The sequence below is a fragment of the Peribacillus sp. FSL E2-0159 genome, from assembly GCF_038643155.1.
GTDB classification, from domain to species: domain Bacteria; phylum Bacillota; class Bacilli; order Bacillales; family DSM-1321; genus Peribacillus; species Peribacillus simplex.
In genome coordinates this window covers 1,405,624-1,426,563 of sequence record NZ_CP152053.1, presented here as the reverse complement: position 1 = coordinate 1,426,563, position 20,940 = coordinate 1,405,624, and the positions used below count along the sequence as shown (strand labels likewise).

16 protein-coding genes and 5 pseudogenes are annotated in these 20,940 nt (G+C 33.3%); 6 read left to right on the top strand and 15 right to left on the bottom strand.

The features are described from left to right. The 4 genes from NYE63_RS07110 to NYE63_RS07095 all read right to left on the bottom strand — a co-directional run bounded on the left by NYE63_RS07110 (nt 1) and on the right by NYE63_RS07095 (nt 7,165). Complete coding sequence (locus NYE63_RS07110; RefSeq protein WP_342604613.1) at nt 1–5,103, bottom strand: hypothetical protein; 5,103 nt, start codon at nt 5,101–5,103, stop codon at nt 1–3. A gap of 113 nt (nt 5,104–5,216) precedes the next feature. Continuing rightward, on the bottom strand, nt 5,217–5,543 hold the full coding sequence (locus tag NYE63_RS07105; RefSeq protein ID WP_342604612.1) for a hypothetical protein: 327 nt from the start codon (nt 5,541–5,543) through the stop codon (nt 5,217–5,219). 10 nt (nt 5,544–5,553) lie between these two features. Continuing rightward, entirely contained in the window at nt 5,554–6,120 is a 567-nt protein-coding gene (locus NYE63_RS07100; RefSeq protein ID WP_342604611.1) for a hypothetical protein, read from the bottom strand. Nucleotides 6,121–6,544: 424 nt separating this feature from the next. Beyond that, on the bottom strand, nt 6,545–7,165 hold the full coding sequence (locus NYE63_RS07095; RefSeq protein WP_342604610.1) for a hypothetical protein: 621 nt from the start codon (nt 7,163–7,165) through the stop codon (nt 6,545–6,547). 156 nt (nt 7,166–7,321) lie between these two features. Between NYE63_RS07095 and NYE63_RS07090 the strand changes: the two genes are divergently transcribed. Genes NYE63_RS07090 through NYE63_RS07080 form a run of 3 tightly spaced genes read left to right on the top strand, consistent with a single transcriptional unit; the run spans nt 7,322 to nt 8,928 of the window. Continuing rightward, nucleotides 7,322–8,254: a hypothetical protein gene (locus NYE63_RS07090; protein WP_342604609.1), complete on the top strand. Its 933-nt coding sequence runs from the start codon at nt 7,322–7,324 to the stop codon at nt 8,252–8,254. Nucleotides 8,255–8,302: 48 nt separating this feature from the next. Continuing rightward, the gene (locus NYE63_RS07085) at nt 8,303–8,719 is read left to right on the top strand and encodes a M67 family metallopeptidase (protein ID WP_342604608.1); all 417 of its coding nucleotides are present in this window, start codon (nt 8,303–8,305) and stop codon (nt 8,717–8,719) included. 59 nt (nt 8,720–8,778) lie between these two features. Further along, nucleotides 8,779–8,928 carry a hypothetical protein gene (locus tag NYE63_RS07080; protein WP_342604607.1) on the top strand — a complete coding sequence of 50 codons (150 nt, stop codon included), beginning with the start codon at nt 8,779–8,781 and terminating at the stop codon, nt 8,926–8,928. A 389-nt stretch (nt 8,929–9,317) separates the two neighbouring features. Here NYE63_RS07080 and NYE63_RS07075 read toward each other — a convergent pair. From NYE63_RS07075 to NYE63_RS07065, 3 genes and pseudogenes are all read right to left on the bottom strand, one after another. Beyond that, nucleotides 9,318–9,455, bottom strand: a pseudogene (locus NYE63_RS07075) (NAD(P)-dependent alcohol dehydrogenase); the annotation flags it as partial. 866 nt (nt 9,456–10,321) lie between these two features. Beyond that, nucleotides 10,322–10,528, bottom strand: a pseudogene (locus tag NYE63_RS07070) (ABC transporter permease); the annotation flags it as partial. Continuing rightward, entirely contained in the window at nt 10,456–10,794 is a 339-nt protein-coding gene (locus tag NYE63_RS07065) for a hypothetical protein (protein ID WP_342605887.1), read from the bottom strand. The pseudogene NYE63_RS07070 and the gene NYE63_RS07065, both read right to left, overlap by 73 nt. A 365-nt stretch (nt 10,795–11,159) precedes the next feature. Between NYE63_RS07065 and NYE63_RS07060 the strand changes: the two genes are divergently transcribed. Both NYE63_RS07060 and NYE63_RS07055 read left to right on the top strand, forming a co-directional pair. Then, a complete protein-coding gene (locus tag NYE63_RS07060) occupies nt 11,160–11,375 on the top strand; it encodes a hypothetical protein (protein WP_342604606.1) in 216 nt (71 codons plus the stop codon). Nucleotides 11,376–12,659: 1,284 nt separating this feature from the next. Further along, on the top strand, nt 12,660–13,796 hold the full coding sequence (locus tag NYE63_RS07055) for a site-2 protease family protein (RefSeq protein WP_342604605.1): 1,137 nt from the start codon (nt 12,660–12,662) through the stop codon (nt 13,794–13,796). Between the two features lie 368 nt (nt 13,797–14,164). Here NYE63_RS07055 and NYE63_RS07050 read toward each other — a convergent pair whose 3' ends face one another. The 4 genes from NYE63_RS07050 to sigH form a co-directional block, all read right to left on the bottom strand. Beyond that, nucleotides 14,165–14,377 (bottom strand): hypothetical protein, encoded by a 213-nt coding sequence (locus NYE63_RS07050; protein ID WP_098177392.1) that lies wholly within the window; start codon nt 14,375–14,377, stop codon nt 14,165–14,167. Between the two features lie 312 nt (nt 14,378–14,689). Beyond that, nucleotides 14,690–14,830, bottom strand: coding sequence for a hypothetical protein (locus tag NYE63_RS07045; RefSeq protein WP_342604604.1), 141 nt, complete (start codon nt 14,828–14,830; stop codon nt 14,690–14,692). A 319-nt stretch (nt 14,831–15,149) separates the two neighbouring features. Next, a complete protein-coding gene (locus NYE63_RS07040) occupies nt 15,150–15,566 on the bottom strand; it encodes a hypothetical protein (protein WP_342604603.1) in 417 nt (138 codons plus the stop codon). A gap of 1,199 nt (nt 15,567–16,765) precedes the next feature. Further along, nucleotides 16,766–17,491, bottom strand: coding sequence for an RNA polymerase sporulation sigma factor SigH (gene sigH, locus NYE63_RS07035; RefSeq protein ID WP_342604602.1), 726 nt, complete (start codon nt 17,489–17,491; stop codon nt 16,766–16,768). 181 nt (nt 17,492–17,672) lie between these two features. On the opposite strand from sigH, the gene NYE63_RS07030 reads away from it, so the two are divergent. After that, entirely contained in the window at nt 17,673–18,632 is a 960-nt protein-coding gene (locus NYE63_RS07030) for a hypothetical protein (protein ID WP_342604601.1), read from the top strand. Nucleotides 18,633–19,022: 390 nt separating this feature from the next. Here NYE63_RS07030 and NYE63_RS07025 read toward each other — a convergent pair. The 4 genes and pseudogenes from NYE63_RS07025 to NYE63_RS07010 all read right to left on the bottom strand — a co-directional run. Next, nucleotides 19,023–19,221, bottom strand: a pseudogene (locus tag NYE63_RS07025) (helix-turn-helix transcriptional regulator). A gap of 10 nt (nt 19,222–19,231) precedes the next feature. After that, nucleotides 19,232–19,713, bottom strand: a pseudogene (locus NYE63_RS07020) (DUF2975 domain-containing protein). Nucleotides 19,714–19,748: 35 nt separating this feature from the next. Next, nucleotides 19,749–20,234 carry a DUF2975 domain-containing protein gene (locus NYE63_RS07015; protein ID WP_342604600.1) on the bottom strand — a complete coding sequence of 162 codons (486 nt, stop codon included), beginning with the start codon at nt 20,232–20,234 and terminating at the stop codon, nt 19,749–19,751. A gap of 247 nt (nt 20,235–20,481) precedes the next feature. Then, nucleotides 20,482–20,907 (bottom strand): annotated as a pseudogene (locus NYE63_RS07010) (insertion element protein); the annotation flags it as partial. Nucleotides 20,908–20,940 lie beyond the last annotated feature (33 nt).

Below are 20,940 nucleotides of genomic sequence, written 5' to 3'. Positions count from 1 at the left end.
CTAACTTTCATTTACTGGGTTATCGGAAGGTGTTTCTTGTACCGCTAAATTTGATTGTATTTCTTCGATTTCTTTTGTTAATTCTTGTAACTTATTCTCTAGTTCATTTATTAAAAGAATCCTGGAATCCAATTTTTCTTCGTATTCAAAAGATTGTTTCAGCATTCCATGAATTTGCTGTTCTAATTGCACAAAAGCACCAAAACCTCCTACTTTATCACTTGACTGTAAACTGTCAGGGGCATGCTCTATTGAAGGTATAAAATGGGTAGCCCTCTCACGTTTTATCTTTTCTCTTAAGGCTTCATTTCCCCCCTTTAGTGAAATAATTTTGCTATTTAAGTTTTTAATGGTTTCCTCTTTAAAGTGTTGATCCTGTTGATGGCGTGCTTTCATTTTTTTTTCATTTTCTGTTAAAAGATCTATTTGTATAAATAATGCTTGGGACACCCTTTTCTCATCTTTTAATTTTTGTTCCAATTCCAGTGTTGTTGATTTCAGATCTTTTTTTTCACCATTTATTTGATCTAACGATTCCTGAAACCGTATTCGTTCCTTTTCTAGATTAGACTCTAATTTTTTGTTTTTCCCGATTAATTCAGTGTTTTTTTTCTCGAACTGAACTACAGTATTTTGATAAGTTTGATTGATCTCCGATAATTGTTCTACCTCCAATTGCAATTCGAGGTATTCAGACTCGGCCGTCTTTAACTTATCATTTAGTTGTTTGTTGTCATTAGATAGTGCGGTTGCTTCATTCTTTAACTCTTGGATAACTTTTTTGAAGGACTGTTGATCCTGTTGATGTTGTGCTTTCATATTTGTTTCATTTTCTGTTAAAAGATCTATTTGTGTAGATAATTCTTGGGACACCCTTTTCTCATCATTCAACCTTTGTTCCAATTCCAGTGTTGTTGATTTCAGTTCGTTTTTTTCATCATTTATTTGATCTAACGATTCCTGAAACTGTATTCGTTCCTTTTCTTGATTAGACTTTAACTGATTGTTTTTCCCCATTAATTCATTGTTTTCTTTCTCTAATTGAACTACAGTATTTTGGAAAGTTTGATTGGTCTCCGTTAATTGTTCTACCTCCAATTGCAATTCGAGGTATTCAGACTCGGCCGTTTGTACCTCATCTTTTAATTGTTGGATGTCTTTAGATAATGCGGTTGCTTCATCCTTTAACTCTTGGATAACTTTTTTGAAGGATTGTTGATCCTGTTGATGTTGTGCTTTCATTTTTGTTTCATTTTCTGTTAAAAGATCTATTTGTGTAGATAATTCTTGAGACACCCTTTTCTCATCATTCAACCTTTGTTCTAATTCCAGTGTTGTTGATTTCAGTTCGTTTTTTTCATCATTTATTTGATCTAACGATTCCTGAAACTGTATTCGTTCCTTTTCTTGATTAGACTTTAACTGAGTGTTTTTCCCGATTAATTCATTGTTTTCTTTCTCTAATTGAATTACAGTATTTTGATAAGTTTGATTGGTCTCCGTTAATTGTTCTACCTCCAATTGCAGTTCGAGGTATTCAGACTCGGCCGTTTGCAACTCATCTTTTAATTGTTGGTTACCTTTAGATAATGCGGTTGCTTCATCCTTTAACTCTTGGATAACTTTTTTGAAGGACTGTTGATCCTGTTGATGTTGTGCTTTCATTTTTGTTTCATTTTCTGTTAAAAGCTCTATTTGTGTAGATAATTCTTGGGACACCCTTTTCTCATCATTCATCCTTTGTTCCAATTCCAGTGTTGTTGATATCAGCTCTTTTTTTTTCCTATTTATTTGATCTAACGATTCCTGAAACTGTATTCGTTCCTTTTCTTGATTTGACTCTAACTGATTGTTTTCTTTCTCTAATTGAATTACAGTATTTTGGTAAGTTTGATTGGTCTCCGATAATTGTTCTACCTCCAATTGCAATTCGAGGTATTCGGACTCGGCCGTTTGCAACTCATCTTTTAGCTGTTTGTTGTCTTTAGATAGCGTGGCTGCTTCATCCTTTAAATCTTGGTTAACTTTTTTGAGGGATTGTTGATCCTGTTGATGCTGTGCTTTCATTTTTGTTTCATTTTCTGTAAAAAGATCTATTTGTGCAGATAATTCTTGGGACACCCTTTTCTCATCATTCAACTTTTGTTCCAATTCCAGTGTTGTTGATTTCAGTTCGTGTTTTTCGCCATTTATTTGATCTAACGATTCCTGAAACTGCATTCGTTCTTTTTCTTGATTTGACTCTAGCTGTTTGTTTTTCCTAATTAATTCATTGTTTTCTTTCTCTAATTGAATTACAGTATTTTGGTAAGTTTGATTGGTCTCCGATAATTGTTCTACCACCAATTGCAATTCGAGGTATTCAAACTCGGCCGTCTGCAACTCATCTTTTAATTGTTGATGTCGTGCTTTCATTTTTGTTTCATTTTCTGTTAAAAGATCTATTTGTGTAGATAATTCTTGGGACACCCTTTTCTCATCATCCAACCTTTGTTCCAATTCCAGTGTTGTTGATTTCAGTTCGTGTTTTTCGCCATTTATTTGATCTAACGATTCCTGAAACTGCATTCGTTCCTTTTCTTGATTTGACTCTAGCTGTTTGTTTTCCCCAATTAATTCATTGTTTTCTTTCTCCAATTGAATTACAGTATTTTGGTTAATTTGATTGGTCTCCGATAATTGTTCTACCTCCAATTGCAGTTCGAGGTATTCAGACTCGGCCGTTTGCAACTCATCTTTTAATTGTTGATGTCGTGCTTTCATTTTTGTTTCATTTTCTGTTAAAAGATCTATTTGTGTAGATAATTCTTGGGACACCCTTTTCTCATCATCCAACCTTTGTTCCAATTCCAGTGTTATTGATTTCAGTTCGAGTTTTTCACTATTTATTTGATCTAACGATTCCTGAAACAGTATTCGTTCCTTTTCTTGATTTGACTCTAACTGATTGTTTGAAGATACTAGTTCTTTGTTTTTCCCGATTAATTCATTGTTTTCTTTCTCCAATTGAATTACAGTATTTTGGTTAATTTGATTGGTCTCCGATAATTGTTCTACCTCCAATTGCAGTTCGAGGTATTCAGATTCGGCCGTTTGTAACTCATCTTTTAATTGTTGATGTCGTGCTTTCATTTTTGTTTCATTTTCTGTTAAAAGATCTATTTGTGTAGATAATTCTTGGGACACCCTTTTCTCATCATTCAACCTTTGTTCCAATTCCAGTGTTGTTGATTTCAGTTCGTTTTTTTCACCATTTATTTGATCTAACGATTCCTGGAACTTTATTCGTTCCTTTTCTTGATTTGACTCTAACAGATTGTTTTTCCCGATTAATTCTTTGTTTTCTTTCTCTAATTGAATTACAGTATTTTGGTAAGTTTGATTGGTCTCTGTTAATTGTTCTACTTCCAATTGCAATTCGAGGTATTCAGACTCGGCCGTTTGTACCTCATCTTTTAGTTGGTTGTTGTCTTTAGATAAAGCAGTTGCTTCATCCTTTAATTCTTGGTTAACTTTTTTTAAGGACTGTTGATCCTGTTGATGTTGTGCTTTCATTTTTGTTTCATTTTCTGTTAAAAAATCTATTTGTGTAGATAATTCTTGGGATACCCTTTTCTCATCATTTAACCTTTGCTTCAATTCCAGTGTTGTTAATTTCAGTTCGTTTTTTTCACTATTCATTTGATCTAACGATTCCTGGAACTTTATTCGTTCCTTTTCTTGATTCGACTCTATCTGATTGTTTGAAGAAACTAATTCTTTGTTTTTCCCGATTAATTCATTGTTTTCTTTCTCCAATTGAATTACAGTATTTTGATAAGTTTGATTGGTCTCCGTTAATTGTTCTACCTCCAATTGCAATTCGAGGTATTCAGACTCGGCCGTTTGTACCTCATCTTTTAATTGTTGGTTGTCTTTAAATAATGCAGTAACTTCATCCTTTAACTCTTGGTTAACTTTTTTTAAGGACTGTTGATCCTTATCTCGTGTAGATATTTCACCCTCAAGATTTGTGTTTATTTTATTTAATTTAAGAATTTCATCTTGATGTCGCTTATTAGTTTCTTTATTAATTTCTTCTTGTTGGTTAAAGGCTTCATTTTCCTCTTTTAGTGAAATGATTTTACTATTTAATTTTTTTATAGTTTCCTCTTTTTCCTCTATAAAATGTTGATCCTGTTGACGTAAAGCTTTTATATTTGTAATATCATTTCTCAATCGATCATTTTCCGCACTTACTTTTTGGGTTTGCTTTTTCTCATCATTTAACTTTTGTTCCAATTCAAAAGTTGTTAATTCTATATCGTTCTTTTCATCCGTTATTTGGGCGAACGATACTTCTAATTGTTTTTGTTCCTTCTTCAATAGCAAAATATTGGAGTTTAAATGGGTATTTTCTTTCTCAAACAAGATGATTTTTTCATTGCTTCCATTCAGCTCAATACGAAGTTTTTTAATTTCCTCATGAAGTGGCTGTTGTTGGAGTTGCTCGTTTTTCAGGTTTGATTCCAACTGTTTTATTGAAGAATGTAACTGTTTTTGATTCTCGTTTAAGTCCTTGTTTTTAGTCTCGAACTGATTTATCGTTATTTGTTGATTTTTATTTGCTTTTGATAATACATATACTTCAGATTCTAATTTCTGAAGTTTCGATTCGGACAACTTCAATTTATTTAGTAAGTTTTTATATTCTTCGGACAATGCTTTCATTTCATCATTTAAAGAATGATTTATTTTTTTATAGGATTGACGCTCCTTGTCAAGAATGGAGATTTCTTTTTCAAAATCTGTGTGTCTTTTTTTATATCCAAAAATATCATCCTGTAGACGCTTAATAGCTGCATTATTCGTTTCGGTTTCCTTTATATAATTCTGCATCTTTATACTTATACCGTTTAATCTCTGCGAAATTTCTTGCTTTTCCTCGAGCAACTGAAAATTTTGTTTTTTTAATTCATCCAACTGTGAATAATGATAATTTTTTTTATAATTGTTCACAATATCTCTATACTTCGTAATTTCCGATCTGTAGTGAATAATTTGTTGTTGCAACTGGATAGGGTCATTCACCATATTGAAGTTAGGGGGATAATTTGATTTCAATTTCTAAGCCTCCCATTACATAGTGGTCAAAAGCACATTTCCCTTACATTATGCAATAAAAAAAATTATGGTTACTTTCCAATATCCACCTGAAACAACAAAAAAAGTAATAATTACTCATCTTCTTTTAATAAGCTAATTAGTTCATCAATAGCTAACTTGTTCCTATCAATAACAGAATCTATGTCCTTTACCAGTTCCTCGGGCAAAAAAACAGTCTCATCATCATCATCATCATTACCTATAATGGTACTTTTTTTATTTTCCAAGTTAAGTAACATATACAATATAAACATGTTTAAAGTTTTGCTTTCCAAATAAATAAAACTTCCGTTTTTGTCGTTTTTGTTATTTTTTAGATCTTCCAGCTGCTCTTTAATAAATTTATGGGTTAATTGTTTAAACAACAGGTTTTGTTCTTGAGCATCTTTATTTTCCATTGCTTTCACCTCACGAATTAATATTACCGCTAATTGAAATTTGATTGATTGCTGGTTTGCCTTCTTTAAATTCATCACAATAGGTGAATCCCATAATATTGCCTGAATAGGAGTCTAAGGCAATCCACTTCAATTGGAAGTTTTGAAAGGTAATCGTTTCTGAAGGTGGCAATAATTGTACATTAACCGGTTTCAGCCAAAATTCTTGACTACTTGCTTCATCGTTGATTCGTTCCCAGGCACCAGGAGCGCTCATTAATATTTTATTTTTATTTTTATTGTTAATAATTTTACCGGAAAAGGTAAATGGAGAATTTTGAGGTAGTTTAATACAAATATATGGATTCTTGACAGGTTTATTTCCTAGGTTACGAATATGGTATGTCCCAATCAATAAATTTTCTTGTTCTTTATTGTGTGAGATATCTAATGAATATGTAAAATAGCTGATTACATTAACATCGTGTTTTGTTTTAATATCTGTAATAATTTTTTTAAATTCATCGATATTGGATGTAACAATTTGATCCATTTGCTTAATCTTTTGTTTAAATTCAGTAATCTGGGTTTTCTTCACAATATACCACCCCTTAAGTTATAAAGAGAGGAGATTTCCTCCTCCCATTTATTTTTATGCTTACTTATTCTGAAGTAGTCGGGAAAAGAACAGGACATTGTAAATGGAGAATTTTGAGGTAGTTTAATACAAATATATGGATTCTTGACAAGTTTATTTCCCAAGTTACGAATATGGTATGTCCCATTCAATAAATTTTCTTTATTGCGTGAGATATCTATTGAATATGTAAAATAGCTGATTACATTAACATCGTGTTTTGTTTTTATATCTGTAATAATCTTTATATCGATATGGGATGTGACAATTTAATCCATTTACTTTATCTTTTGTTTAAATTCAGTAATCTGGGTTTTCTTCTCATTATCCCCCCTTAAGTTATAAAGAGAGGAGATTTCCTCCTCTCTTTTACTTTAGTGCTTACTTATTCTGGAGTAGTCGGGAAAAGAACAGGACATTGTAACGGAATGGCTGGAGTAGGACAAGCAGGATTGAAAGGAAGGATATCTCTTGGTTGGCAAAATTCCGCTACTATCTCAAGAGTTACAGGAAAGGTAACTTGAATACTTTGGCATAAACGGACTGTAACGCCCAATTCTAGAGTCAATGGACCTCCAGAAGTTCTTTTACATTCCAATACACATACAAAGCAATCTACATCCGTGAAATCCACCTTAACTTTAGTACCATCCGGTGCGCATAATATGACTTGTTCACACCGCGTAAAAGTTTGACTGTCTACTTGGCATGTTGCGCCGTTCGTTTTGGTAACAAAAACTGTCACCTCAAAAGTTTTTTGTATGGTAACCAACTGCAGGGTAATCGGTTCACCATCAATTATAAATTCCCTATCTTGCCTATTTAAAACTACGGATTTAAGTGGTTCAACCTCACATGTTACCGTTTCTACTTCATCACAATCTGTATCCTCTAAGTCCACACACATGGAAACATCAAACGTTGCTTCATTTACAATCCAATCGTACACCTTGGTAGTGTTAATACAGAGGAGTTCCTGCCCCCCCGATAAACTTTTTGCTTGCATAAAGCAAACACCTCCAAATTCATATTAATGTCTTGCACGTTTGTAGCATATGATGGTAATTAAAGATGGGTGAAGAGATTAGAGCAGATTTCCGATTTTAAATTCAATTTAGATTTAAATAGATGTATGTAAGAATAAACGATGGAGGTATGTGTGATGAATCATAATAATCTTTATAGCCTAAAAGATATCGAATTATTAAAGAATAAACTCGATACTTATAAACAGATTTTGGAATCAATAAAAGAAGGCGAGGTAGTAAATGATTATCTATTTACAAAAAAGGAAAATCAAGAAATAAAACGACAGGTTAAGAATTTAGAAGAAGTCATCACAAAGATTAAAGAAACTCAGACAAGTCACCTATCACACTATGCGGAACAGAATAAAAAAAATTCCGATCAGTTTCAAGATGCAAATGATCTTTTAAAATATTTACAGCAAGAACTGACAGACTTAAAAAACACAATAAATATACGTAATGTTACTCAGCTAGATGATAAATTAAATACCTTAATAGAACTTCAACAGATTTTAATATCTGCATCTGAACAAGACAATAATAAAGTGAACATAAAAAAAGAGGAATCCCTTCCTGAACACCATGTCAATAATCTATCTTATCAAAATTCAAACTTACTGCCATCTAGTTACAAAAAACTTCAAAATTTACTCCAAACATCCAATGAAACGCATTTCCCACCAGATCAAAAAAGAACTTTTACAGGATCAAACGATGTAAATGTAAACCAATTAAACCATCACATTAAACAAAATTCCCCACAAAACATCCCTTCCACTAGTGGATTAAATAACAATAAAAATTCTATATTCTCTAACAGCGTCCCAGGCCAGGGCATAGGGACATCAAAAATAAATCCAATGCGAAGAAATGCAAAACCTGAAAAAAATCAAAATCAATTAGACATTTTCAAGAATAATATGAACAAATTAGCCATGAACAACACGAAAATACCAAATCTTCAAAATAATATTCCGGAAGATATTGATCAAACACAAGATACTAAAGGTAAATTAAAGCAACAAACCCCAATAGAAAATGAACAATCTGATCAGACGCAGGATTGACTTTAGTTAACGGTTAATAACAACTAAGGTTTAGAAGGGAAAACTCAAATGGAGGAAAATAAGTTTATTATTCATGGTATCCAGTATGATATGATGATTGACCATTGCAGCTTAAATCTGCCTTATGAGGCATGCGGGATTTTAGCTGGAAGAAACAACGAAGTCGACTCTATTTGGAAACTTGAAAATGAATTAAAATCGGATCGGCGTTTCTTCATCAGTAAGAATAAAATTGAGGAGACTGTCCGAGAAATTTCCAAGCAGGAAAAAGACATTTTAGCAATTTATCACTCTCATCCCTCAACAACACCTGTACCTTCCTATTTGGATATTGTCAATCACCCTGATCCTTCAGTGAAATTAGTAATTGTTTCTTACAAATTGAATGTTGTAAAAGTGAAATGCTACGACATAAGCAACGGATTATACAAAGAACGCCCTTTTTTAATTTCACCCACGCATTAGCCCATATCTTTTTAATAAAACCGCTTATACTATAATATAACGCGAAGGAGTTGTTTAATTTGAATATTAAAAATGGCCTACAACAGAAAATACCCAAACCAAAAAGCAATCCAATAATAATTAACACCACCTCAACTGGAAAAAAAGTTATTCAAAAAAAATCAGGTGGTGGATGCGGTTGTTGGGGAAGCAAGAAAAAACTCTCCTAATTACTAAGCAAACATCCGAGGTTTTTCTCTGCATTCTAGCGGTACCTTTTTATTACAATTTGAAAATTTAGTTCAATTTTGAACGTACTTATTAACTTACTGGAAACAAATCAATCAGGCCCACAATTAAAAATTAAACCGGTAATTTTAATTTTCAGGGTACCCACTTTTAAACATACTAAGATTAGTAGTGCAGACCAAGGCATTGGTTTGCACTACTATTTTTTATATATTAGAAGTGGAAAATAGGTCGGCCCTTTTTGGAATCTGGAATCCGTATTTTAAACTGGCCTGCTTCACTTGACTTTTTGTATCAGGTTGGAGAATATTGGATCAGCTGAGGTCGTGTATAAGAAGTGGGAATCGATAAGTGTAAAGTGGAGCTTCCATGACCGAATATCTGCTACTGTTACGGTTGTCTCTTTTACTTTTACCATAATTTCATTTTCTTTAGGGTTAGGTTTTTCAAACTCTTTCAGTTGAAGAACGTCGGGGAGAACGTACTTAGTGTACACGATCGCTTTCATTTACCCCTTTAATTCGTTATATACATTAATATAATACGAATTAAAGGGGTAAATAGACCAATGGTTCACTCTTCAATGACTGTCCCTCCCCGTTAGTTGCATAAAGAAAAGGCTGCCTTAAAGACAGCTCCGATCTTAAGTTAAACTCGTTAGCTCAATAACTACTTACTACGTCCCTGTATTTCTACATTTTCCATTTTCGCTTTAAATTCATCAAATCTTCCAGACCAAGTTGGACTATCTTTTTCCGGAGAAGGATAACGCCTGAAACCCCATCTAATTTCGTCTGGGTATAAAAGAAAAGCATTTATAGCTATCGTAATTTCCATAAGAAGATGATTCTCGAGGTGTATACCCCAAGAATATTACATACTCAATCTAAGACTTAACCAATAAGACTATTACATTGGAGAGGGAAATCTGACTGCTTGAAAGTTAGTTAAAGGAGCCTCTCCTAAAATTTCTCCGTTTGCACCTGCGCTAAATATTACTTCTACTCGATCTCCTGCTTGTAACTGAAGGATTGTAGTAACAGATAGTCCAATGGTTCTTGATTTATCAAAGAAGCCATTATCGATATCTAAAACATCTCCGTTTACATAAATTGAAATAGATGCTACATATTCTTCTTTTGAAGAATGCTTTTTTTTGTCTTTTGAAGATTTACTTTTTTTGTAATAATCACATTTACAATTATCTTTTTTGCAATAATCACATTTGCAATTATCTTTTTTGCAATAATCACATTTGTAATTATCCTCCTTGTTTTTTGAGCAATTGTCTTTTTTACTTTTTGATGGACAAAATGAAGCCTTTGCAGTAATCTCATAAATTCCATTCTTAGTTGGAATAAATGTTGATATATGCGGATTATATTCATTTGCTAAGTCAAATTGTTCAGTTTGGTATAAAACTTTTACAAAGGGAGTAACCGCTGCTTCGTAACGCTGTGAAACGCTCTTATTTGCTCTAAAAGCAGATGCTCGTACTAGATTATTTTTCAAGTCACACTGACAGTCATTATGTTTCTTATGGCACAAATGGCAGTCATCGTACTTCTTTTCATCACAAATACAGTCATCGTGTTTCTTTTGACCACAATGACAGTCATCGTGTTTCTTTTGACCACAATGACAATCATCGTGTTTCTTTTGACCACAATGACAATCATCGTGTTTCTTTTGACCACAATGACAATCATCGTGTTTCTTTTGACCACAATGACAATCATCGTGTTTCTTTTGACCACACTGACAATCATCGTGTTTCTTTTGACCACACTGACAATCATCGTGTTTCTTTTGACCACACTGACAGTCATCGTGTTTCTTTTGACCACAATAACAGTCCGGTTGCTTTTGATCACATTTCTTTTTTAGTTCACATTGTAATACCTTTGTAGACACCACATAGACGGGATTATAATTTTTAATTTTAATCACCTTTTTCTTTTTTTAATTTCGAGATATTTTATTCATTATTAGAAAAACTGCTTGTACAATATGGTACATAAGTAAAAATAAGTCTAATCAAAAACAACAAAAATCTACTAGTTTTATACGTTTTAAGAAGTTAAACAAAAGAGTTGTGGATTTTTCAATGTCCTTTTATTGGAACCGGTTGGATAATCATTTTAGATATAGGGCTAGGGAAATCAAAATCGGTAAGATTTATTAGGTTTCTTAAAATGTTGGGGGAAAACGTTTGAACAATATGGGAAGAGTGGCTTCTAGAGAACGACGTGGGAAAGGAAGAACAGGAAGATCAGTTAAAAAAGAGGCAGAATTTGAATTCCTAAAAAAGCTAGACGAACTCGAAAGGAGCTTCGAAGAAGGAAACATAACAACGAGTAAAAAATGTATGTTAATCGAACAAATTATTGGTCAATATAATCTTATCAATAAGGACGTTTTTTTGTGAAATAGCCGAAGTCATTCGCAGTGGATATCATGCCTGGATACTCGCTGAAGGATTCGTCTTACGCACATTAAGAAAGATTGGCAGGATTATGATCTTATTAAGGAAATATTTAAGGCAAATACGAAAAAAGCAGGTGCACTCTCCATCAAAATGATTTTATAGAATAAGCACTTTGTCACGATGAACTATTAAAAGATTTGGAGGCTCATGCACAATTTCAATCTTAAGGCCACAATTCGTCAAGTGAAACCCTAATATACCAAGGCGCTCATTATACCCACCCTGAGTTCCAGAGCAGAGTAAAAAGAACTAGGGCTAAAACAATCAATGTCCCGAAAGCGGGAACTGCCGGGACAATGCCCCTATGGAATCATTCTTTGGCCATTTTAAAGATGAAGTGGATTATTTGAAGTGTCAATCATTTAATAAGTTACACCAATTAATTGAAGAGTATATGGAAGATTACAATAAAAATCGTTACCAATGGAGCCTAAAAAGAATGACTCCCGCACAATAAGCAAGTTATTTATTAACTGCTTAAATTATAGGACTTTTTTTAAGACTGTCCTTTTTGAAGGACACAGTTCATATTAAGAAAGGACTTTTATTATTCATTTTTAAAAATTGTTATCAAGGAAAGTACGCTAAAACGGTGATATACAGGCTAGATAACATAACTCTGCTAGGCGTAGGGGTGGAACTTCTACTCATTGAATCTGTTGACGAGACCATTGTTTTGGTGAAAAGCCCCCCCTATCACATCAAGCCAATCGTAAGGTTGTCTAAAATAATATACTACCTCACTAAGTTGGGATTCTTTCAGTAATCCATATTGCTAAGCGGATTAAATTTTTCATTTATTCTCCTAATAAATAATACCAGGACTGTATTACTTTTTCTCACCATTTTTCGCATTGCTAACCTCATTTCTTTCAGCCTTTTTTACTCTCCGTACTTATAATCCGGTTGGAAAAACATACTTTTTTCTTCTAATGTACTTTCTATGGCACTTCTTTTGCAGGGACTAATTTCCCATAGTCTTCTAAATCATCAACAGCTTCTTTATCAAAAATCATGTTCATTACCTCCATCTAGTATTTCTGTGATAGGTGCACTCTATCTTGAAAGTTAATAATCTAGAAAAATTTTCCTCAAAGGAAAAGAAAAGGATTATCGAATACGATATAATAAGGATGTTAGCCAGATGATAAATCAAGAAGGAGCTCAGATAGACATAGTGTCACTGGGGTCATCTGTTTTCCCATTTACTCTAGGAGGTACATTTTGAAAGAATCTAAATCGAATAAAGGATGGTTAAGTTTGGGGGCAATCGGGTTATTTTTCCTAGGGAAAATGAAATGGTTATTTGCGCTATTGAAAATAGCAAAAGTAGGTTCTCTGATTTCTATTTTCGTTTCATTAGGAGCGTATGCCTTGGTTTACGGTTGGAAATTTGCCGTAGCCCTAGTCTATCTAATTTACATCCATGAAATGGGGCATTTACTTGCTGCTAAGAGAAAAGGCATCAAAACATCCAATGCCATTTTCATCCCGTTTGTCGGAGCGTTAATTGCCCTTAAACAAGAACCAAAGAATGCTAACCAAGAAGCTTATCTTGCCTTCGGAGGTCCTTTATTAGGTACATTAGCATTTCTACCAGCCATCCCCCTATTTATGATGACGGAAAATCCATTTTGGCTTTTAGTTATTACACTTGGAGCCATGATTAACCTATTTAATCTAATGCCTGTGCATCCTCTTGATGGAGGACGTATAGTGGGAGTCATCTCCACAAAGCTTTGGATATTAGGGATTATCGGAATGGTTGTATATTTGTTTCTCCATCCAAATCCATTTTTAATTCTTTTCTTATTATTGGGTATTTCAAAGTGGTGGAAAGAATTCCGTAGCGAGACAACCAGAAATCAAAGAGACAACATCATTGAATTGAATCAATTTGGTTTAAAGCAACTAGAACAATATGCAGGTGCAATAGATGAAGAAAAAATTCGCCTGGTTAATATTTGGAATATGGAATTAAGCCAACTACATGAAAAGTTTAACAACATGAAGAGTTGGCATATCCCGCTATTTGATGATAATAAGCTTAAAGAAAAACAGCTGACCGAGGTAAAATTAAATATTTATAGGTCCTTACTGGATGCTGCTAATTCGAATGAATACCAGTACGGACCGACCGATTTTGAAAATATAGGCACGTATGAACGAATAGTAGCAACGTTCTTTAAAGAAGTGCAAGAACAAACTGAAATTAGGGATAAAGAGAAATCCTATTACTCATCGAGTCTCAAAACAAAAGTCATCTGGTTCTCATTATACATTGGGCTTGCCATTTTCTTAATGATAACAAGCTTATATGCAGGTGATTTAATGGAACAATATAAAACTTTATTACCGTAATACATTATGAAAGGGGACCTCATTTATGAGTGTCCCCTTTGACTGTCCATCTATTTAGACTTGTGAAACATTAATGTTGATTATGTATAAATAAAAGAGACTACTTCTTGTACTCTCTTTTATTACACCCTATAGAACTAACGCACCCGTTAGCCATCCATGAATCGCAAAAATCGGCGATTCACCACAAAGAATGAAAATGGTTAGGAAGTGTCAATACTGATACTGACCTTAATCCAGTCAACCCTAATCCATAGACTAATTAATTAACGCTCTCCTCTTTTTTTAAACGATTGAGCAGGGTCTTCTTAAGTATTGTCATTTTTCATTTTTAAAGAAACTTATTTTCATGGTAGTTGTATAACTATTTATTTTCCAAAGAAAAAGAAATACAGTGCTAATAAATATATACAAATGTATACCCAAGAACCCATTATCAAGAAAAAATTAAAACATCCTTTATTTTTTCTATTTAGTATTACATTTAAAATAGCCACTATTACCACTAAAATATATAAAGGTGCTACCGCTAATTTTGAGATAAGTTCTGGAAAGGGCATTTCCATTAATTTGTCTTCCACATTATCGCCCCCTAACTTAAGTCTAATATTAGCATAATTATCTAATTCCTTGTTCAACTAAACTGCCCCGATAGTTCCATAAGAAAAAGAGCTGCCAAAGCAACTCTCATATTGAAGTAAAGCACCTGTTAATTGAAGAAAGATCATCAGTATTATCAAAAACTTAAACACCAAGTATCACTTTTCCTATAATCATATATACAAAAGGAAATATTAATAAAACCGAATTTTCTATGATAGCACAAGCGTCCAAATCTATGCGCATAACATTGACGGTTTCTGTTAATACCATCATATAGCAAGAAATTGTTCTCAATTAAATTGCTTCAAGTTTGGTTGGATAAAAACATCGTAGTTATGGTCTGCTGTATCGAAATTACTGCTATGAACAAATTGTTGGATGAGCAGGTCATAATCCTTATCTACGCAATCGTTCTCTGTAGCCCACTTCAACAATAATTCTCTTTCCTTTTTATCTAGTATATGTTGTTCATAAAACCTTTCATCAGAAGTATGTTCAGTGTATTTCTTTAGTCAAGTAATCGATATGCTTTTTCCATGTTTTCTCTTAAAAATTGAGCACGAACTTTGAACTTCATTTTCTATTTGTTTATTTATCAAGCTTTCTAAGACAACTCCTATTTCTCTGGGTCTTGTCTTATTGGATATCAGTTTAATTTCTCACTCAAAAGTCAGCTCCAGAGAGATTCTCCAAGGAGGCTTCTTTTTCTTGTTTTAGTTTAAAGTCGGGTCTCCATTTTCTTAGAGTACATTAATTTATTAGCATTTTATCTAATTCACGTACTTTATCATATGACTTCAATAGTTGTTCAGGTATTAATGTTCTCCCATAATCCCAAGCATTAGTTTCTATTTCAGATTTTAGCTTTTCTTTTTCTTCTTCGTAACCATACATTAAAATCCTTAAATCATGTTTGTTTTTCTTAAAATCTAAATAATAACCAATCATACGATAAAGAATAATTTTAACAAAGTCTTCCTCTGTCTCTTTAATTCTAATTTTCCCTTTATAACCGTTAACTTGAAGGTAATTGAATTTTATAGTATTAGTCGATACGTTATAACTCATAGGTGCACTTAGATTATTGTCAAACTCATAAATAATATCCAAATTGTGCTCATTTAATGTGTTATTAATTATCTTTTCGATATCGCTTATATAAAGCATTTAACTATCACTTCCCTTTTTAAAGACTTACTTCATTATAGTAGTAGATTAAGTTATTCTTCCTTTATCAATATAATAAACTGTTGAGATATTAAAATCACACAGTTAAAAGTAAAGGAAATATTTACTATATAATACTGAATTGGAGGGTAAATCCTACGAGAAGTGTGATTAATCCCCTAATAGGAAAGGAATTTGCTTCTAATTACTCTACCATACTTTCCTCCTTCTATTTATTTCACTTTATAACTTTCTATCATTGGTTGTAATTCTTCTTGATATTGTTCTACCATCATTTCAAGTGAAGGCATTGTATTATACCTTTCAAGCCAAGAAACGTAATGAAGTGCTACATTATGCGCAATATCAAAGTAGGGGACAGATTCGTTGTAACCACTCTCTCTGTGAACGAAAATTTATCTCTGAAGTCTTTCATCATTTACCAATATTTAACAAAGTCTACATACGTCATGTTCAGAGCTTCCAAGAAGTATTCCCGTGCATGGTATTTGGTAGTAAAGGTAATCCAACACATTATAGTAACAGTGGGTTTTACCGAAGAATATGATTATGTACCTTTTAAAGAAAAGCCAAAAATACGGTCTTATTTTTAACATCCATCGTGAGCTGAATAAGCATAAGGCTTTACCTACAGTGCCTTGAAATATTAATTATTACAAAAAATTGTCCTGTAATACCTTTTAATCCTTCTCTATCCGCCACCAATTGAGTAAATAATACATAATGAACTATATCTTTGAAAACAAAAAAGACCCAAATCCTTGTTATATCAAGGATTTGAGCCTTTTTTAGTTGATGACCTGTGAGGGATTCGAACCCACGACCCCTTCCTTGTCAATTTTGTTTCATTTAATCAAACGGGTTTAACTGAATTAAATAAGTGTAAAGAAGGTTGGGTACCCATAAAAAATAAGTTCACCATATTGGTGAGCTAGAGAAATTAAGTAGCTAATTACAGTATTGGTGCTAGTAGAATGGCATAGTCTATTCCACTTGCTTGTTGAGAGGATATTCGTTTTAATCTTTCTGTTAACATCAGTGCCCTTCCTTCCATACCGGTGTTTGTTGTATTTTTATTTCACTATGAAATACTATTAAGGTTTTTCAAACACATAAAGCCAAAGGGCTATAAAACCCTTTAGCCAAAAGAGCAACTTAATAGTAAACGGCTCTTTTATCTATTGAATGTGACCTTCAATTGCGTGTCTATTTCTAAGTTCCAATAAACTCTCCAATTTTCTCTTCACTCTCTGCAACGCATTATCTATAGACTTGGCGTGAGTATTTAATTTATCAGACATTTCTATATAGGTAAGGTCCTCTAAGTAAAAAGCCAAAACCTTCTTTTCTAATGGACTTAGAACTTCAGATAATTTTAATTCCAAGTCATCAGCAGATTCTTTATCTATCAATATCGCAACGGGATCAGAAATAACGGTGTCTGTCATTACTTCCATAAGAGTATGTTCCGGATTTTCTTCATATATAGGCATATCAAGCGAAATAGAAGAATTTAACGGAGTATGTTTTTGACGAGTAGCTGCCTTGATGGCTGTAATGATTTGCCTCGTGATACATAGTTCTGCAAACGCTTTAAAATAAGATTGTTTCTCGCCATTATAATCCCTAATGGCTTTGAACAATCCTATCATCCCCTCTTGGATAATATCTTCTCTATCTGCCCCAATTAAGAAGTATCTGTTAGCCTTAATCTTTACAAAAGATTGATATTTCTTCATCAGAACTTCAAGTGCCTCCATATTTCCTTGCCGGACCTTTTCTATTAATACTCCATCTTCAAAATTAGCACATAGGAATGACGGTTTTTCTTCGATAGCTATACTCACAAAAATCCCTCCACCGGCTGCAATAAGTTGAGCCTTGTTGTTTAAACAGACGACCATTTTATATGCGATATGTTACCAGTTTATTTAATAATAACCTTTAGCAATCTCCGATGATATTAGATTCTTTCGACAATTAATTACATTCCTATACACCTTCGTTTAGTTTGAAGGAACCGTTTACACCCTCTTTTTAGGCTGTTTTATTGCATATCTCTTTTAATTAGGAGAAGATTGGTATATGAAAAAATACTACCTAGTTGCGTTATCAGTGTTGTTATTGCTTGGAGTTTTTTACTGGTTGTATTCTTCATCTACACCTAAAGAATTACGCACTTCTGATATGGTTGATATTGAACAAGATAGAGAAGTAACGAATGCGGCTGATTATGGTTCGATTGGATATGGGTTGGAAAATTTGAAAGGTAAAGTTATCGATGAAGGAAGTACACTTCATAGTACAGACAATGAAGTGTCAGTTGTTGCCTCAGTAGACAACGACATTGATGAGGACAGAAAGTATGCTTTACTTGTTTTTGAAGATTATAAACAAGTAAAATTTAAAGTTAAAAATAAGGAGCAGGACGTAAATAAATATTTCTTTGATATGAAACCTAACAGCTCCATAAACATCAATGTTTCTGTTCCTATTCGTTCCGACTCCAGTGAATTGACTTTTGTAATCGTGCAAAAGCCAGAGTATAAATTGAAGGAGCTCGATCTAATTAAGGCAGGAATTTTGGAACAAGTTTTAAGTATGCGGTTTTCCATCTACAAAGCTGACAACGAGAGAAATGTTAAAAAAGTAAAGGAAGTAAATCCTGATGCTATTGTGAAGGATGGTTTAAATGAAAATATATCTATCACAAATAGTCAGGAAAAGTTGCAATCAATTATGACTGAAAATGAAGACAAGAAGCTTAAGTTCTCTGCCGGAAATGAGACGAATGATGAGATCGGATATGCAATCATAGCTTTTAAAGATTGGGAACAAGTTGCAGTTAAAGATAACACAGACGTCTTATATACCACTGTTCCCCCAGATACTAGACATCTTTTTGATTTTAAACTACCTGAAGTTGAAAGCGAAGAAAATTTCCAACTCATCGCCTTTCCATTTCCTTATGGAGTAAGTCCTGATAATTATGAGAGTCAACAAACTTTCGGATCCTTTAGGGTTGTGATTCAAGAAAAAGAATAAGATTATCAACAGAAAGGAAGATTCGGTTTGTTTACTGTCACTATAATTAATATATTAGGTTTCGCGGGTATAGTTGGATTTATAGTTTTTTTAGCCATAGTAAAAACTATAAAAGATAAATCCAAAAGGTAGTTGATTGATTAAAGCTTTCTTTGTGAATTCATTAGGAACACACATCGAATGCTAAAATTCAAAAGGAAAAAACTTGAATGGGTGAAAATCGAAAATGATGTTAGAAGCGGTATCGCCAGCATTTCGGAAATTTGTATCCTAAGTAAAACCCAACAAAAAATGTCCCTTTCCTAACATACGCAAAGAAGTGATAGCTTAATGGCTACCCCTTAAATTCTCTATCGACTCCCGTTAGTTAAATAAATTTGTTGTCTGTTTTTATTGAGAGTCCTCATCGCTTTTGTACTCCCAAATATCACCCGCGCTGACAATCCAAAGTCTTACATATCGCTTCTAATGTTGAAAAACGAACCGCTTTTGCTTTCCCATTTTTCAGAATGGAAAGATTCTCCATAGTAATTCCAACCCTCTCAGAAAGCTACGTTACGCTCATTTTTCGTTTTGCAATAATTGCCATATCCTTCACCTCAGACCGTCAAATCATTCTCTGATTTTATGTTAATCGCTTCTTGTAGAAGCCGTTGGAGGATAGCAGCAAAAACGGCGATAACCAACGAAGCAAAAATGATGATGAGTTCCATTAATATAATAGGAGGGTCAACTTTCTTCGCTATAAAATGAAAGAGTGGCAAACCTAATACATACAAACCACTGATTGTAATCGTACAGCACTTTATGTTCTTTAACGCCTTTACAGATGATTCCGAGAACGCTGTGTTTCTCGTCAATGTACCGTAAAAGATTGAAAGCCTGATAGAGAGCAAAGTAAAAAGGCACAGCCGCTCCATACATCACGAAGAAAACGAGATATTTCATTGGGGGCAATATTTGGATACAATTTTGTTGCGAAATTCGCCATATGGGGCACTAAAAATATACACAATGCAAGAACTGGGATTCCTATAAAAATAACAGCTAGCTTTAAAAAGAGTGTCGTAACTTGTTTCATAAAAAGTACCTCGTTAATTAAATTTTCTCAAACCGTTAATCAATTTTTGACTTAATATCTGGGACATTTTTTAATGGCTTTTGAAGTGCATCCACAATGGCTGCGATGATACTTGTTGCTAAAATACCCATTAGACTTAGTGATATAGGACCTGCTGGGTCGTCTCCTGTGATTTTAGCAAGCACCTTTAAGCTTACTATTCCTAACAGAATGAGGAAAATGACTGTAAAAGCACATTTTTTTATAACCTTCAAAGATTTAAGGGATAATTCAGAGAAAGCATTGTTTTTTTCGATATAGGTTAGAAGTTTAAATGCTTGATACAACGCAACAGAAAACGTAATACAGAATCCATATGCACATACTAAAAAGGGGATTAGGAAATAAGCCGTATCTGGATGTACCTTTGCATCTTTAATGGCTATCTCAGGCAACCAATAGATACATAAAGCAAGCATCGCAATTCCAATCAGAAAAATAATTACCTTTAAGAAAGTGGTTGAACCTTGTTTAACATTCATTTAAAGCACCTCACTGATTTTTATAATAAAATGACTTTAACACGCATTTTATTGTTTTACAATAAACTCATATCGTTTTTAATTATATTATTATTGTTATTATTACATCCTTTTAATTTTGACAAAAATAAAAAGCATTTCTCATTACAAAGAAATGCTCTTATTTTAAAATATTAAATTTACAACTTGTTCAACAAAACTTCCCAATAGTTTAATAAAGTAAATCAACAACGAAAGATAACAGAACCTACTTAAAATAAATAATATCCTTCATCGTAAATTGTTTATCGGCAATTCCCAATCTTTGAGCTGGTGTAGCCTTCACTTTATCCAATGAATTGTATGGCAAACAGAAGTTGTAGAAAGTTACAAGGATGGTTAAAGCATATTGGGCATTCTTAGGGTTAAAATTAGCATATATATAGCTTTTTCCTTCCCCTCTTGAAGTAACCAACGGACGCTCCAAAATAGACAATCTGCGTCTAATCTGTTGCATGAATGCAACTTGTAGCCTTGTCATTTACCTTAACCAACATGTTAGCCACATGCTCAATTTCATAATATGATAAATCGGTAGTACAATCAACCAAACGCTTTCCTTGGTCAATTGAAGGAAGTGGATGTTAGATAGGATTCTTAGCCGCTTTCGATGTTGGCTACCATCCTTCTTGACGCCTAAAATTTTTGCTTCAAAAAATGAACATGA